Annotated in this window: 9 protein-coding genes; 7 read left to right on the top strand and 2 right to left on the bottom strand. The window is 44.4% G+C overall.

All coding sequences use genetic code 11. The annotated features are described in order from the left end of the window. Positions 1-110 precede the first annotated feature (110 nt). A complete protein-coding gene (locus ACFGVS_RS00685) occupies positions 111-4,475 on the top strand; it encodes a tetratricopeptide repeat protein (RefSeq protein WP_439697025.1) in 4,365 nt (1,454 codons plus the stop codon). A gap of 84 nt (positions 4,476-4,559) precedes the next feature. On the opposite strand, the gene ACFGVS_RS00680 is transcribed toward ACFGVS_RS00685, so the two are convergent. Then, positions 4,560-4,808, bottom strand: a complete 249-nt coding sequence (locus ACFGVS_RS00680) for a hypothetical protein (protein ID WP_439697024.1) — start codon at positions 4,806-4,808, stop codon at positions 4,560-4,562. A gap of 287 nt (positions 4,809-5,095) precedes the next feature. On the opposite strand from ACFGVS_RS00680, the gene ACFGVS_RS00675 reads away from it, so the two are divergent. The 6 genes from ACFGVS_RS00675 (at position 5,096) to ACFGVS_RS00650 (ending at position 13,903) form a co-directional block, all read left to right on the top strand. Next, on the top strand, positions 5,096-6,334 hold the full coding sequence (locus tag ACFGVS_RS00675) for a tyrosinase family protein (RefSeq protein WP_439697023.1): 1,239 nt from the start codon (positions 5,096-5,098) through the stop codon (positions 6,332-6,334). Between the two features lie 18 nt (positions 6,335-6,352). After that, the gene (locus ACFGVS_RS00670; protein WP_439697022.1) at positions 6,353-7,351 is read left to right on the top strand and encodes a hypothetical protein; all 999 of its coding nucleotides are present in this window, start codon (positions 6,353-6,355) and stop codon (positions 7,349-7,351) included. Positions 7,352-7,353: 2 nt separating this feature from the next. Continuing rightward, the gene (locus tag ACFGVS_RS00665; RefSeq protein ID WP_439697021.1) at positions 7,354-8,925 is read left to right on the top strand and encodes an SCO family protein; all 1,572 of its coding nucleotides are present in this window, start codon (positions 7,354-7,356) and stop codon (positions 8,923-8,925) included. A gap of 35 nt (positions 8,926-8,960) precedes the next feature. After that, a complete protein-coding gene (locus ACFGVS_RS00660; RefSeq protein WP_439697020.1) occupies positions 8,961-9,746 on the top strand; it encodes a hypothetical protein in 786 nt (261 codons plus the stop codon). 567 nt (positions 9,747-10,313) lie between these two features. Next, positions 10,314-11,765 carry a hypothetical protein gene (locus ACFGVS_RS00655; RefSeq protein WP_439697019.1) on the top strand — a complete coding sequence of 484 codons (1,452 nt, stop codon included), beginning with the start codon at positions 10,314-10,316 and terminating at the stop codon, positions 11,763-11,765. 2 nt (positions 11,766-11,767) lie between these two features. Next, the gene (locus ACFGVS_RS00650; RefSeq protein WP_439697018.1) at positions 11,768-13,903 is read left to right on the top strand and encodes a hypothetical protein; all 2,136 of its coding nucleotides are present in this window, start codon (positions 11,768-11,770) and stop codon (positions 13,901-13,903) included. Positions 13,904-14,204: 301 nt separating this feature from the next. Here ACFGVS_RS00650 and ACFGVS_RS00645 read toward each other — a convergent pair whose 3' ends face one another. Continuing rightward, the gene (locus ACFGVS_RS00645) at positions 14,205-14,540 is read right to left on the bottom strand and encodes a site-specific integrase (RefSeq protein WP_439697017.1); all 336 of its coding nucleotides are present in this window, start codon (positions 14,538-14,540) and stop codon (positions 14,205-14,207) included. Between the last annotated feature and the right edge of the window lie 3 nt (positions 14,541-14,543).

Below are 14,543 nucleotides of genomic sequence, written 5' to 3'. Positions count from 1 at the left end.
AAAAGAGTATTATATTTATAATGTGTTATTTTGATCATAATATTTTATTAGCTATTAAATCATATTTTGATCAGTAAAACTAAAAAAATTGACAATCGTTAATAATCCTCATGATCTCCTCCTCTACGAGTTCTTTAATTCCTCCTGTCCTGACAAAAGTTCAGGAACTTCCCTTTGAAAAAATTTCATGGGAAAATTTTGAACTATTGTGCAGATATCTCATTAAAGAGGATGGTAATGTTATAAGTGCCAGATCCTACGGAATGCAAGGCGAAGCGCAATATGGTGTCGATCTATATGCTGTAAAAAGCAACGGGAATTATTCGGTTTTTCAATGTAAAAATGTAAAGAGATTTGGCGCAAAGAAAATTGAAGCTGCGGTTAATGAATTTATATCTGGCGATTGGGGCACGCCAGTTCAGGAATTTGTCTTATGTACTCGACAAAATCTAAGAAACATTGCACAGAGCAACGAAATCATCAAACAAGGCCAATTCCTTAAATCCAAAGATGTAGACTTGATCGTATGGGACGCACATGAACTTAATGTTAAACTTAAAAAGTTCCCCGCTATAGTTGGTAGTTTTTTTGGAGATGGCTGGATTACAGTATTTTGCGATAGTATCTATCATACAAAAGCCGCTTCCTCTAAACCCGATAATTTGGAAATAATAACGGGCGACTATTTTAGCAAAGAAATAATTGAAAATAAAACCGCGCGGTTAAAATATGAGGCAAATTATTATACTAGGTTCAATAATAATTTTAACCATATAAAGCGTGTTATTGCCAATGATTTGTATGTAAAACCCAACAATTCTTTTAGGTTTAATTTTCAGCGTCAAAACTTAAGTAAAGAGTATTCGATTGATGCCTTATTATCGCTGGATGTTTTTGGTCCAGCGATGCTAATGAAAATTAATTCGTCTGGCGGAGTAGGAAAAAGCTCATTGTTGTGGCACTTGATTAGAGAAACATTTGAACTGAATCCGGTTTACTATTTAAAAAATGCAGATCCGGCAGCATTGGACTATATATTCAGTCAAGATGAAATCACGAACAAACCAATAATTCTTTATTTAGATGACGCACTGAAAAATGAAGAACAGGCTAATCTGCTTGGCCTGGCTGACAAAATCTCTTCGTATAGTATAAAGACGCCGATTATTTTAGTATGTGCAGAAAGATCATTCCGATATTTTAGGTACAGTGACAAACGAAAATTTGAGGATCACTTTGATGACGTCATCGAAATGATCTATTCCAATTCCGAGATCAGGGACGAGGTTTTTGATAAAGTTATGGGGATTGTATTTCAAAGCAAGCACTTAAAATCCTCATTAAAAAAGGTTTGTTTAGCGAAATTTAATGAATTTGAATTTGAAAGCTTAATCGATTCCTTATATAACCTTCTCAACTACCTTGATAAGAACGCAACAGTTAGTTATGATTTTGAATGGATCGACTGGCAGAATGCCTGCATCGAATTATATCAACCATTTAAAGAACTGTACGGCTTGGTCGCTTTTTTTTACCAGTATGGAGTAGAGGTGCCAATTAATTATGTGCAGGAGTATTTGGGGTTTGAGACTACACCTAATTTTTTAATAATTCAATTAATAGGAAGCTTTGACGTTGATAAATCCCCAATCGTAGTCAATTATGAAAAAGGGACTTTAAGATTAAAACATGAAAAAATAGGCGAATGGTTTTTCAAAATAACAGATATCGAAAATCAGCTGGAAAAACATATTTTTAAACGCTTCTCAGAAAGTATTCAGACACCGTCTTCAGGATATCTCTATCGCAACCTTTTCCGAAAAAATCCAGATTTCGAAACCACTTCTTTTTATAGATCTTTTTCGAACGAGCAAAAACTAGGAATAGTTGAAAATTATCTTGCAGTAACAAAATTAGATTTGTTTACCGAAGCGGAGGCGAAGATGTTGATGGAGAAACATTTTTTGCTTCTGAATTTGGGAAAACGAGACGAAGCAATTTTAGCTTTAAGAGAAATTTTAGTTGGGAATAAAAACAACACCTATGCGCTGACACGGTTGAGTTCCTGTATTCGAGGAAGATCGCTTAAAGAAGCGGAACAATCTTTATTGAAGGTATTGAAAATTTCTCCTAACAATGAAAAGGCGCTATTATACCTTTTTGGGATCTACCATGATGGCAAACTGTCTAAGAAATTAGCAGATTTTCAAACACAGATCGCAGATTTAGCAGAATCAAACTCATTTTTTGCATTTTCTATTCTAGAGTTTATCAAACAAAGTTTCAGCGATATTCAGCCGATCACCAGAGTCTTTATAAAGGAGATGCAGCGAAGCAATATAGGCTTAAGGTTAAAGACGATAGATGTCCTTACATTAAAAAAATATTATTCGGAGGCATTCGATCTGTTATGTGAATTAAAATGGACGACCTATAACGATGTACATAAAAACAAAACAGCCCGCTCAGCGATCAATTTATTTGAAATGAGTTCCGAACCGGATGAAGCTTTACTGGAGTTTGCCCAAACAATTATATCCAGTATTCCGGGACATGAGGATAATTTCTTTCACAATATCATTCTTGGTAGAGTTTTCAGTTCAAGAAAAAACAATTGGGGGGAGGCATTGCATTATTTTCTTAAAGGTTATAATATAGATAGTAGTCACATTTTTGTCTTTCGAAAAATATGCGAATGTTATATGTCATTGATAAACAATGCAAGTGTTTTATCGGTGCGTTTAACTTATTTGTCAGATGCAATTTTATTTGCTGAAATCGAGAAGGATAATTTTAAAGACGACGGACATATAACCGCTGTAGCAAATCTTTATTATTTGTTTGTGCTTATCAAACAAATTGAAATCTACTTGTACGAATTGAGAACAATCAACCCTGTAGACATCAATATTGTTCAAAATGCAATCTTAACCGCTGAAACAATGCTGACTGAAATGATCGCAGGCAGTAATCAAGAAATCAAAATAATACGTGATAATGATAACCTGCATAAAAAGTACAAAGATCACCTGTTTATTTTTACTAAAGCCAGCTCCCTTTTGTCTCGTCTATATGACTTAGTAGGAAATCATGATTCTTTAGATTATAAGAAAATATTAAAAAATAAACACAATTATGAACTTCAAGCTCATGCCGCTTTAAAGGCGGCCCTAAACATTAATCCAACAGACCCAGGTTTAATCTTTGATTTTGTAAGATCAAGCTTTAAAATAAATGACTCATCGATAAGCAATAAACTTAATGAATTAAGTTACCGAAATTTTGAGATCGTTGACAAAGTAAGGTTGGCAAGATATTTATTTGATCACAATCACGAGAAAGATCTCAATATTGTCTTTCAAAAATGGCATTTCATAACCAGTTCCGACGTTCAGTTAAAAAAAGAACTGGCAAAAATATATATCGACACGAAACGATGGAGCTATGCCGTCAATATTTTATCTGAACTGTACCCCGATGATAAATTAGTTTGGGATCTATTCATGAAACTAATGAATAGGATGCCAAAAACTGTAGACTATCAACTGAATATAGATAAACTAAACCTTCTCGACCTATATTTCAGAAGGTTACCCAAACATCGAAAGTTTATTCGGTTAAATATTTGTTCCACACTGTATGTTTGCGGAGAAATAAGGGAAAGTAAGCGTATATACAATGGCCGGGGCGTTCAAAAAACAGGGATTGATTACAACGAATTTACACAGCCGTTTAGCTCGGACTTATTGCATAACCTTTATAAAAGAGTATTGACCGTTTCCAAAAACAACCCGCTACCTGGAATATCTTTGATTTTCGATTCATTGTTCGAACTAAATTTCGACTTCAACTCCATAACAATGCGAACCACTTCACCAGTCCTTCAAATGGTGAATAAGATCGTAAGAAGCTGTCTCAATAAATTATTTAACCAATTGTTAAGCGTCAAATCTTCCACAGGTGATATTCTTTATTTTTTTATCATTTGCCATGAGAAATACTCGACTTCGCTTATAAGTAAGGCTATTATAAAAAGATTGATAGACCATGGTTATAAGGAACAAACACAGTATGTTACATATCAGCATTTACTGAAGGAAATGTACCCCGTGGTAAGTCACTTTGAACACGCACACGCTGAAAGTTTAGAAATGCAATTGATCATCGCGCGATACTATCTGTATGCTCATAATTATTTCAAAGCTAACGAAAAATTTCAAGCGGTCAGACAAACAAAAAATTGTCCCAATAAACAGATGGGACTATGTTATATCGGTTTTGCCGACATTGTATCTCATAAGCTGGAAGCAGCAGGTTTAAACAGTTACGGCGGTGATATAGCAACCATAGTAACGAAAATCAATAATGCACAAAAAAATATCCTTCAAGCCAAAGAACTGTATCCTGAATTTCTTTTTTATGAACAGAAGTTGGCGTATTTAGAAAGTTTTAAGACTCAATTCAATCTGAGTTAACAGCATTTTAGAAATTTCGATGCATTTCAGCTAAATCAACCATTAGTTTTCCGTTAATATGGATTACTCTTGACCGGATATTATTCAGGCCCATGCCGGACAGGTTGTTGTTATTGGCGTCAAATCCTTTCCGTTATCCTCATAGATAACGGGAATTTCGTTATCGATCAGCGATAGTTCAATCCTGGCCTGTCTCGCCATGGCATGTTTCAACGTGTTGGTGGAAAATTCCTGGATTATCCGGTAAAGGTTTGATGAAATCAACTCATTTATCGGTTTTTGAAGTTCAATTACTGCCGTTACCTTCAATTTGCCAGCACCACGTTTCATCATTTGTCCTATTCGGTGGCGTCTGCTGCACGAATGATTCTGGTTGTTTTGGTTGTAGTGCTTATCCTTTTTTGCCTGGCCTATTCCTATTTTAAATTCGGTCAGATATTGTAAAATTCTAATCGCCTTTTTTCGCAGCCTGACACCCGGAAAATATCCCGCTTATTTCCGTACAGAATAATAAGCTTGCGACCCATATTATTTCTTTCATTTTATTTGTAAATGTGTATAAATTAGTATATTAGCCTTGTCCTAAACAATATTTGTTCCGTCGCAAATTATCACAAACAATGAATGCACAGCTCACCCTTTTTTCGACCAATTCATTGCCCTATATCAGCTGGCGTCCGGTACCCTGCAGCCTGGCTCTAAGTAATATCCCCGCGGGTACCGCCAACGTCAATTTGTTGCTGAGCAACAACGGCCCGGCTGGGGGCGGCAAAGTCATCTTCTCCTTAACCGAGAACGGAGCCTACAGCGATACCCTGCAGCTCACCGCCGGTGTGGCACCCGTTAGCTTTTTTGTCGCCGGCAAATACGGTTCACCCAGCAGCAATGATAAGGACGCTGTCATCCTGGTCGCCGATGCCGCGACCCATGCCGTCGTCGGTCAACTCGAACTCATGGTTCGCGTCAGAAAAGATGCCAACAAACTGAGCGATGCCGAACGTGACCGTTTTGTACAGGCCTTTGGTGTCCTTAATTCTTCCGGCAAATTCCAGCCCTTCCGGGATATGCACGTCCAAACCTCGCTCGCCGAGGCCCATGGCAATTACGGGTTTCTGCCCTGGCACCGCGCTTACCTGCTCGACCTAGAACGGCAGCTGCAAGCCATCATCCCCAGCGTCACCCTGCCTTACTGGAAGTTCGACAGCCCCGCGCCCAATATTTTTACGCTTGCGTTTATGGGTGTCAGCGGCAACCTCGGCAATGTACAATTTACCGATGCCCATCCTTTCCGCACTTGGAAGACCGATACCGATGTCGGCATCATCCGTACCCCCAAGTTTCAGACCGCAACCGAAAAAGCTAGCGAAGTCGTCCGGAATGACAGCCAGACCATCGCCATCAGCAACCAGTTCATGCAGTTCACCTCCATGGAAGGCGATCCCCATGGCAGCGCCCATAACAGTTTCAACGGTTCGATCAGTAACCCCGCCACCGCCCCTAAAGACCCTTTGTTTTACCTTTTGCATACCAATGTCGATCGGCTATGGGCCAGGTGGCAGTCCCAATACAAACGCACCGACCTGGCCAGCACCGCCACTTATCCGTTTCTCGGTGCCGCCGGCACACCCGGTTCCATCCGCATCGGGCATAACCTGAAAGACACCCTCTGGCCCTGGAACAATGTGCATACCCCGCCGCGGCCCAACTTTCCACCGCCCGGTAATGGCATGCCCGGCAGCCCCGAAGTACCGGCGCCCGGCATCAGCCCAAGGCTCGCTGATATGATCGATTATCAGGGCAAACACGATGCCCGCGCTTATCTCGGATTTGATTACGATAACATTCCCTATGAACAATAAGCTTTAAACTCGAAAAAGATGACAACAGAAGTAGAACAATACCGCCTGAACATCGATCAGGAACTTAAAGCGGAGCAGGAGCGCCAGGCCAATGCCCTGCAGCACATCCGAACCCAGCCGGTGGCCGAAGCCGGCGAAGATATCTTACTGGCCCTGCCCGATATCAGCGACCCGGACCTGGCTGAACAATTCAAGGCCGCGGCTCTGGAACGCGCCAAACCTGTCAGCTGGCGCAGCCTTGTTTTAGTCAAGATCGCCGGACTGCTTTTTGAACGTCAGGACATCTTCGAACTGGTCCTCGGTATCCTGCAGGATCGGGAAGAAGTATTGCCCATGCGCATCAGCGCCCTGAACATCCTCAAGCAAAGCACCTTCCTGGAAGTTAAATTTAATAAATACCTGCCGGCCTACCTCGCCGCTTTACGAGGTTTGATGGACGATCCCGAGCCGATGATCCGCGACCAGGTCATGGGTGTACTCGGTAAATTCAAGGATGAATATCTGCAGCGCCGCGTGATCGAAGGCCTGGAAGAACCCGGGAAAGCATTGGTGCCGCCCGAAAGAGGCGTACAGTTGCTCGGCTATGATATTCATGCTGAACAATACCCGCTGCTGCAAAAACTACTGGAAAACCCGCCCAACGCCCAAACCAAGATCGAAGCCGCCCGGATACTCGCGCTCGACCCCAACTCCAAGGACCTCCTGCTGGACCGCCTAAAAGATAAAGGCGAATTGAAAGACGTCCGCTCATCAAGCGCCCTGGCTGTTCAGTCCTTTGCTCCGGAAGAGTTCAAAAGTTTTGCCGCCAATGCCATCACCGACCATACAGAGTACGACGACCTGAAATCCTTGCTGCTGACCACCATCACGCAGGATCCGCAGATTACCGCCAGCAGCATGGGCCTGGAATTCAACCAGCAAGTAGATATCCTGAAAACCCGGAAACTTTCGCCAGGCCTCTTAAAGGCCGTGCAGAATTACCAGGACAATTCGGATCTGGCCACGCAAAGCGAATAAACATGGGCGCCCCGGCCTTAACCAAAGTCTTACCCCACCGCCCAACAGCCGCAGGCGACCAGCTAAACGAGGACGAACTCGCGCGCGCCATCGAAGCCGCCAAGACGCAAAAGCGGTACCGCCCGCTGCTACTGGAACTGCTGGCCGAGGATCATCCCGCCTTCCGGGGTAAAAGCGCCAATGCCGTCGTCCGCCTTCGGGGTTATGCGCTCGCCGCCATGGAAATCGCCGGGACACCGCCCGATGCCTTTCCCTATATCCTCAATATCCTCGAAAACGAACGGAACGCCTACCTCATCGGCGGTGCCTGCAAAGCTTTGAGGGGTTCCAGCCCCCCCCGCCAAGTGGCCATATCATCCCTGCTCACCGCTTTCGACCATATCCGGCTCAAAGATGACGCGCTGAGCTATACTACCTATAAACCCCGCTGGCCATTAACCGACTATACCACAGCCCTGAAAGAGATACTGGCGACGCTCCGCTGGTATAGGCAGGCAACGGCAAGCGAACTCAATAGCTTAAACCAACTGCTGGGCGATAACGAAGCAATTCTATTGTCCGCCATTCTCGAAGACCTCAGGCAAACGATCCAAACGCTTCAGAGATCCCCAGCACAAACCTGCTGTACCGTCCCCGCGGCCAACATCAGAAACTCTTATCAGAAAACAAAATACCTCATTGCAACCGCCGAGGACCAGGAGCGTAAAACCTTCCAGCTGGAAAACCACCTCCAAGAACATATCACCGTGCTCAGTTTCTTTTACACCCGCTGCGATAACCCTTTTAAATGCTCGCTGACAGTTAGCAACCTGGCGCAACTCAGCCGGGAATGCCCGGAAAAATTCCCCGGTGCACCGATCCAGATAATCGGCATTACCTATGATGCCGCCCATGATACGGCCGAAAAACTAAAAAACTACGGCGAGCAACGCGGCTTTGCTTTCTCCGCTGGCAACCGCCTCATCCGGGTACCCAAAGACTTTGATGCCGTCAAAGCACATTTCCGTAACGGCGTTTCCTTTATCGGTTCCATCGTTAACCAGCACCGCATCGAAGTCTACCTGACCAATGCCGACGGCGAGATATTTCAGACCTTTACAAGAAAACAATGGCAACCGGCAGAAGTGATGCACGCTATCGGACAGGAACTGTCCCGCCAAAACGCAAAATCCGGCAAGCTATCCGAAGCTTTCCAATGGGGTAAAAACCTGTTGCGCACCATCGGTGCCGGACTCTTTCCTTTCCTGGTCGCCTTTTTTCCCAAATGCCCCTTATGCTGGGCAGTCTACATGAGCGCACTCGGCATTTCCGGCTCGCCCTTACTCTCTTATAACCGTAACTGGCTGGCCGTATTTATCGGGATGATCGCCATCAATTACGCCGTGCTGATCTACCGCGCAAGTCGTTCTCGCCATTACGCGCCCATCCTCCTCAACACCCTCGGCTTATTCTTCAGTCTGTTCCTTTGCGCTTATCTGAAATACGAATGGGCCATCTATCCGGGACTGGCGCTGATGCTGACCGGTTCCTCGCTCAGCAATACCGGTTTTCACCTGAAACGCCGTTTGACCTAGCTTGATCGCAATCAAAAAACTTAAACAGCAAAACCATGGAAGGAACCTGCCGGCTCTGCCAGCTCCCCAAAAACCTGCGCCAGTCGCATATCCTGCCCGAGTTCATGTACCAGAACGTTTATGACCAGGACCCCAAAAGGTTCTATACGCTGAAACTTGATTTGGAAGAAATGGACCGAAGCAGTTCGCGCATTCAGCAAAAGGGCATCCGCGAATACCTGCTCTGTGATACCTGTGAAGGTAAACTCGCCAAATGGGAAGACTATGCCGCCGAAACGCTTTATGGCAAAAGGCTCGGCAACCAAACCTATATCACCCATTCCAGTGCCACACCCGACAGGCTGTTTTTTATGTACGATTATACCGGCTTTGATTACTCCGGATTTAAGCTTTTTCTCCTCTCTACCCTCTGGCGGCTCCTCATCTCCGCTTCTTTTCATACCCCCGAGGTGCCCGCCGAAATGCTGGAACGGTTAAGAATAGCCATCCTCAGCGAAGACCCGCTGGCCTTTGATGACTTCGGCTGCCTCGTGCAGATGCTGTTCTACGAAGAAGGGCAGATCGCAGGTAAGTTTATCCTGCAGCCCTATATGACCGGCGTTAACCGCGATATCCTGAACATCGCCGTCGACGGCTTTATGTTCAGCTTTTACCTCAACGCCAAAGGCATCACCGACGAACAAAAGGAAGTTTTTGTCAAACCCGACGGTACTATACAGGTCTTTGGTCGCGTCATCTTCAGCGATGCCGGCCTCATGGCAAAATTGAAAGCCATGCAGAGCTTTTACCTGGGCAATTTTGCTGGTGAAGAAGAAGCATGATCTCCTCCGAAATCGGCCCATTTCCTTTTACCTGAACGCATCACCCCGGCGCCAATTATTCGGATCATCCGTTTGACCTATTTCAACTTTTTTTAACGGATGAAACTATAGCGTATGCCTACCTTGTCAAAGGTCCAGGCTGATCTAACCACAAGCTGTACCGCCCGGGCCTGCGCTCCGAACCAACCTCATAACCAAAGCACAATAAATTATCCGAAGGCACAATTAAAACTCAAGCCGATGATAAAGCAATTACTACTCGCTATTTTCGTCACCTTTTTAAGCAGGACCGTCTTCGGCCAAAGCCAGCGGCCCATGCTCGCTCCGTCTTGGAGGCCGACCATCCGGAACAACGCGACAAAGACATCGCATTTCTGGAAAAAATGATCGAACGGATAAAAGGCTACAAGTGACTGCCCGTTCTCATCCTGAATATTATTTCGTATAAATATTTTTTATGTGTATTCCTATTCACTATATTTATAGAAGTGTTTTAAATCAGTCACTTATTTAAAAAAAACAAGCCTATTTACCGGTATTATCACTCACAACCTTTACCTGAATCTTATGGCCACCTCTAATTATGACATGCTCGACACGATTATATCCATAAACATCGTTTTGTTTATTGTATCTGTCATCGTGGAGAAGATCACCCAGCTAATCCGCAAATATGCACCGTTCAACAATTTAACAGCCTTAGTTAAAAAGATCATGCGTATCAAAGATGGTCTGGCTGACAACCGGATGATGTTCTGGCATCATATCAGTAAAAAACAAACCGGCAACAATGAAACAATGGATACCCTGGTCGAAAGAGAGGTCAACACCCTGAGCTTTATGGTCGGTGTGCTCATCGCCGTTGCCTTTCGGATCGACCTGTTCAAAATGCTGTCCAGCACCGACCCCAGAACGGTGCTGATGTGGAACCCCGAAACCAAGTATAATACGCTGGACATCGTCCTGTTCTTTCTGTCCATACCGCTGACCGGATTTTTCCTCACCTTCGGGTCAAAGTTTTTCCATGACCTGCTGGACACCTTAATGCAGGTAAAAAATTTAAAGCGTAAACTGGTCGATCCCAATACCTTTAATTCCGACACCATCGACCAGTTCGATGATTTCCTGAAAAAAAGTTCTACTGATATTATTGACCTAGCAATCCAACAAAACGCTAATAAATTCAAAGATCCAACTATCCTTTACCCACCGATGCATGGGAAAATGTTCAAGGACGGCATGTTGACAGATTGTATAGAAATCCATATGTCAGCAAGCGACAAAGGGCAGATCCCGAACCAGGTGCAGACTAAGCTGGATAGTGGAAAGACGATCGTTATTCCGGTAAATACCGTAACGGATGTAGATGCGCCGGCTGTTCTCGGCGGACAGGGAGATGCCGTTGCGAGCAGTTCAACACCAAATTATAAAGGCACCATTTGCTGCCGTGTGAAACGCAATGGCACCAATGAACTGATGACCTGCAGCCATGTCTTTACCGGCGGACAGCCGGTCAACTATTTTGGCGAGATCGACGAGGTTGGCGCAATGGTCAATGGCGTGGCAAGCGGCAATTTTAATTTCAGCCTGCTCAATGAATTTTTTGATGTTGCCCTTTTAACCGACGCGGACGATAACTTCGATTATAAGATCAGTCCCGGCACAGAACGCCAGGTAACCGGTGCGGATATCCTGACGACGACTGTCAGGGTGGTCTGCCGGAACGGAACGGTCACTAAGGGAAAGATCACTAACCCCAGCCTGAACAATTCGCTACCGATAACGTGGGAGAATAACCGCACCAGGTCGATGAGCAAACTCATGATATTGTCCAATGTTGGCAACGCAAACGATCCAAACTCTTACCATACACTCACCCAAAAAGGAGATTCCGGCGCTTGCGTTTATGATGACGACGACCGGCCGATCGGAATGGTTGTCGCGGGCAACAACCGCTTTACCTATGCCATTTCGATGGTGGATCTCCTTAAAGAAACCGAAGCCACCATAATCACATAAACATGAAAACCAAACACCTTTTACTCCTCCTGATCAGCTGCGCCTTTATTAGTGTCAGACTCAAAGCCCAGGATATCAGCGTCAATACGCAAAGTCCCGACGCGACCTACCAAACCGATCTGAAGAAAAGCTTTAAGATCAACTTTACCGGCGCCAAGAAGGACGATAACCTGGCGGTTCTGCTGGTCGCCGATGACGGTTCACCCACCTTACAAAAAGGCGTACCCGACGGTAATTTTTCCATTCCCTTTACCTTCGCCGCAAAAAAACTTACGGTAAAAAATTCCGATAAGAAGGACGTGACGGTAACTGGGAATTTCAGTATCAAGTACGGTGACAAAACATTCCAAGTTCAGCAACAGGCAGCCGATGCCCAGGTCGTGGCCATTGACATCAAAAAGCCGCTTAAGGAATATAATGCCGATTTTACTAAAGATTTTAAACTGACCTTCAAAAATAACGACAAGGACGATAAGATGACCCTTACGCTGACCGTCGATAAAACGCCCAACACCTTAAAAAAAGGTAGCGACAAAACGGACTTCGATGTCAAATTCAGCTCTGCCGACGGAAAAGTTACCACCAAGGATGCCGTCGGAAAAGATGTTGTCATCTCGGGGACAAGCTTTACGCTGAATTATAATAATATCGCCATGGTGATCAAAAGCAAAGCCAAGACCACCGCTACCCCACCTGCTGCGGATGCTGATGCGGCGGCCAAGCCCGATCCCATCCCTTACTGGAGTTATCTGAAAGATAAAACATTTGAATTCTCCCTGAAGGCTGAACGTGATTTTAAAAAATGTCCTGATGAGTGCGAGTCCTGCGATAAGGATATTTTCAAAAATACCAACCAGCTGATCTATGATGCCCGATCCGGTTTGACCTATTTTGTTAAGGAGAACGAAACCGTAACAGGAGCCATTACCGATGTTGGCAATAAAATATATCGTGTGAAACATGATAAAAAGATTGAGCTCGATGCTGGTGATCCGCTGGTCCTGGTGATCAAGAATGTAAACCCCGCGCTTTACGACATCACCCTTGCCGATTCGGTGCTGCTGACCAATAATGAGAGCACCGATATGTTGAATAAGCTACTTTTTGAAAAAGGGGAAACCGGTGTTACGATACAAGGCAGCGGTACGCCGGCCACCAAAGAGATTACCCCAGAGCAAAAGGATTATTACACAGTTAGGGCAGCCTTAATGGTCGTTAATGCCGAAATGTATCAAACGCTGGAGACCTACCGCAAGACCAATCTCTACATGCATACCTGCATCGTTGATAAAAAGCGCACTGCTGTCGCCAAGTTAGATAATGCACTCAAAGGGCTCATCGGAACGAGTTACGACAAATATAAGCTGCTACAGATGGTCGACCTGTTCCTCGACCCTGCCACCGCCGATTCTACGTTGCGACAAGAACTGAGGGAGCGCTACGGGGAGTTCCTGGCCGCTGATTACGTAATCGCGCACCGTTTAGGCGTCATGCCCGAACAGGATATGCTGTTTTTGCGCTTAGGTATTATCGCTAAAAAGAACGCACCTTATCCCAACTTGTTGTCGACCAGCGTTCAGCGACCGACACAAACGATCTACATCAAGAATTTTTTCAAGATCGATGTAAGCTCAGGCCTCTACATGGGTTTCAATACCCGCGATGAGACCTATGGCCTGGCCGACCGGACCTCCGCGGTGAAAACCACTGCCGGCGCGGATTCTACGATCAAGCGGATTTATAAAGAAAATGACGGCAAGAATGAGTTTGGCTTTGCCAGCTATGTCCATTTTTACCAAAAGATCAGCCGTGGATTTAATGTCAGCGCTACGCTGGGTGCGGGATTGAGCCTGACTCAAACGATCAGGCCACGTTATTTTACCGGTGGAAGCATCCTTCTGGGTAGTAATAATCGCTTTTGTATTACTGGCGGTGCGATGTGGGGAAGTTTCCAACAACTGAGCGATCAATATGAAAAAACGGGGGATGTCTACAACGACCTCAAACCGACAGTGACTTCCTTAAACTACAAATCAACTTTTAAAGCAACGCCCTTTATTGCCCTTACCTATAACCTGGCCTTTTTAAAGCGAAAACAAGCTTCAACAGCCACAACAGCTGCTAAAGCCGCGGACTGATCGTTTCATTGCCTGCATTTTGCCGCTATAAACAAAGACTGCCTCCTGACCGGGACGGTCTTTTTTGTTTATATACTTCGCAGCCTGAAATTTTTCTTCCTGATTATCAGCAGAGAACTGGGAAACTATCGCAAATTGTGCTTTATGTGCACCGCCCGTTCCTGCAACTTTGTCCCAACACAACGGAATGAAATTGAGGATTAGACAATCACATTAAGAACCAAAGAAAAAAAGATATTGATAAATACTTTGCTTGTTGTAAAGTTGCCTTAAAAGGCACTAAATTATTGATAATTTAGTTTTACGATTTTAACGGCTTCTCCACTAATTTTTGAGATAGCTTTAATTTAAGGTTTTGCATATCCTCGCTGATTTTCTTTTCTAACACCCTCGCATAAATCTGTGTGGTTGCAATCTTGGTATGACCGAGCATCTTGCTTACTGTTTCGATAGGGACACCATTGGAAAGTGTTACCGTAGTCGCAAAAGTGTGCTTGGCGATATGAAAGGTAAGTGTCTTTTTAATGCCGCACTGGTGGGCTATCTCTTTAAGGTAGCTGTTAACCTTTTGGTTCGAGAAAACCGGGAATATGGTATCCAGTTTTGCAGACCGGTAATGATTAAGGTATTTTTCCATAAT

Source organism: Mucilaginibacter sediminis, assembly GCF_051903035.1.
In the GTDB taxonomy this organism is placed as follows: Bacteria; Bacteroidota; Bacteroidia; order Sphingobacteriales; family Sphingobacteriaceae; genus Mucilaginibacter.
This window is presented reverse-complemented; position numbering and strand designations above follow the sequence as displayed.

Coding starts and splice junctions, on each gene's coding strand:
- ACFGVS_RS00685 (WP_439697025.1), top strand. CDS start 111: ATGATCTCCTCCTCTACGAGTTCTTTAATTCCTCCTGTCCTGACAAAA.
- ACFGVS_RS00680 (WP_439697024.1), bottom strand. CDS start 4,808: ATGATGAAACGTGGTGCTGGCAAATTGAAGGTAACGGCAGTAATTGAA.
- ACFGVS_RS00675 (WP_439697023.1), top strand. CDS start 5,096: ATGAATGCACAGCTCACCCTTTTTTCGACCAATTCATTGCCCTATATC.
- ACFGVS_RS00670 (WP_439697022.1), top strand. CDS start 6,353: ATGACAACAGAAGTAGAACAATACCGCCTGAACATCGATCAGGAACTT.
- ACFGVS_RS00665 (WP_439697021.1), top strand. CDS start 7,354: ATGGGCGCCCCGGCCTTAACCAAAGTCTTACCCCACCGCCCAACAGCC.
- ACFGVS_RS00660 (WP_439697020.1), top strand. CDS start 8,961: ATGGAAGGAACCTGCCGGCTCTGCCAGCTCCCCAAAAACCTGCGCCAG.
- ACFGVS_RS00655 (WP_439697019.1), top strand. CDS start 10,314: ATGGCCACCTCTAATTATGACATGCTCGACACGATTATATCCATAAAC.
- ACFGVS_RS00650 (WP_439697018.1), top strand. CDS start 11,768: ATGAAAACCAAACACCTTTTACTCCTCCTGATCAGCTGCGCCTTTATT.
- ACFGVS_RS00645 (WP_439697017.1), bottom strand. CDS start 14,540: ATGGAAAAATACCTTAATCATTACCGGTCTGCAAAACTGGATACCATA.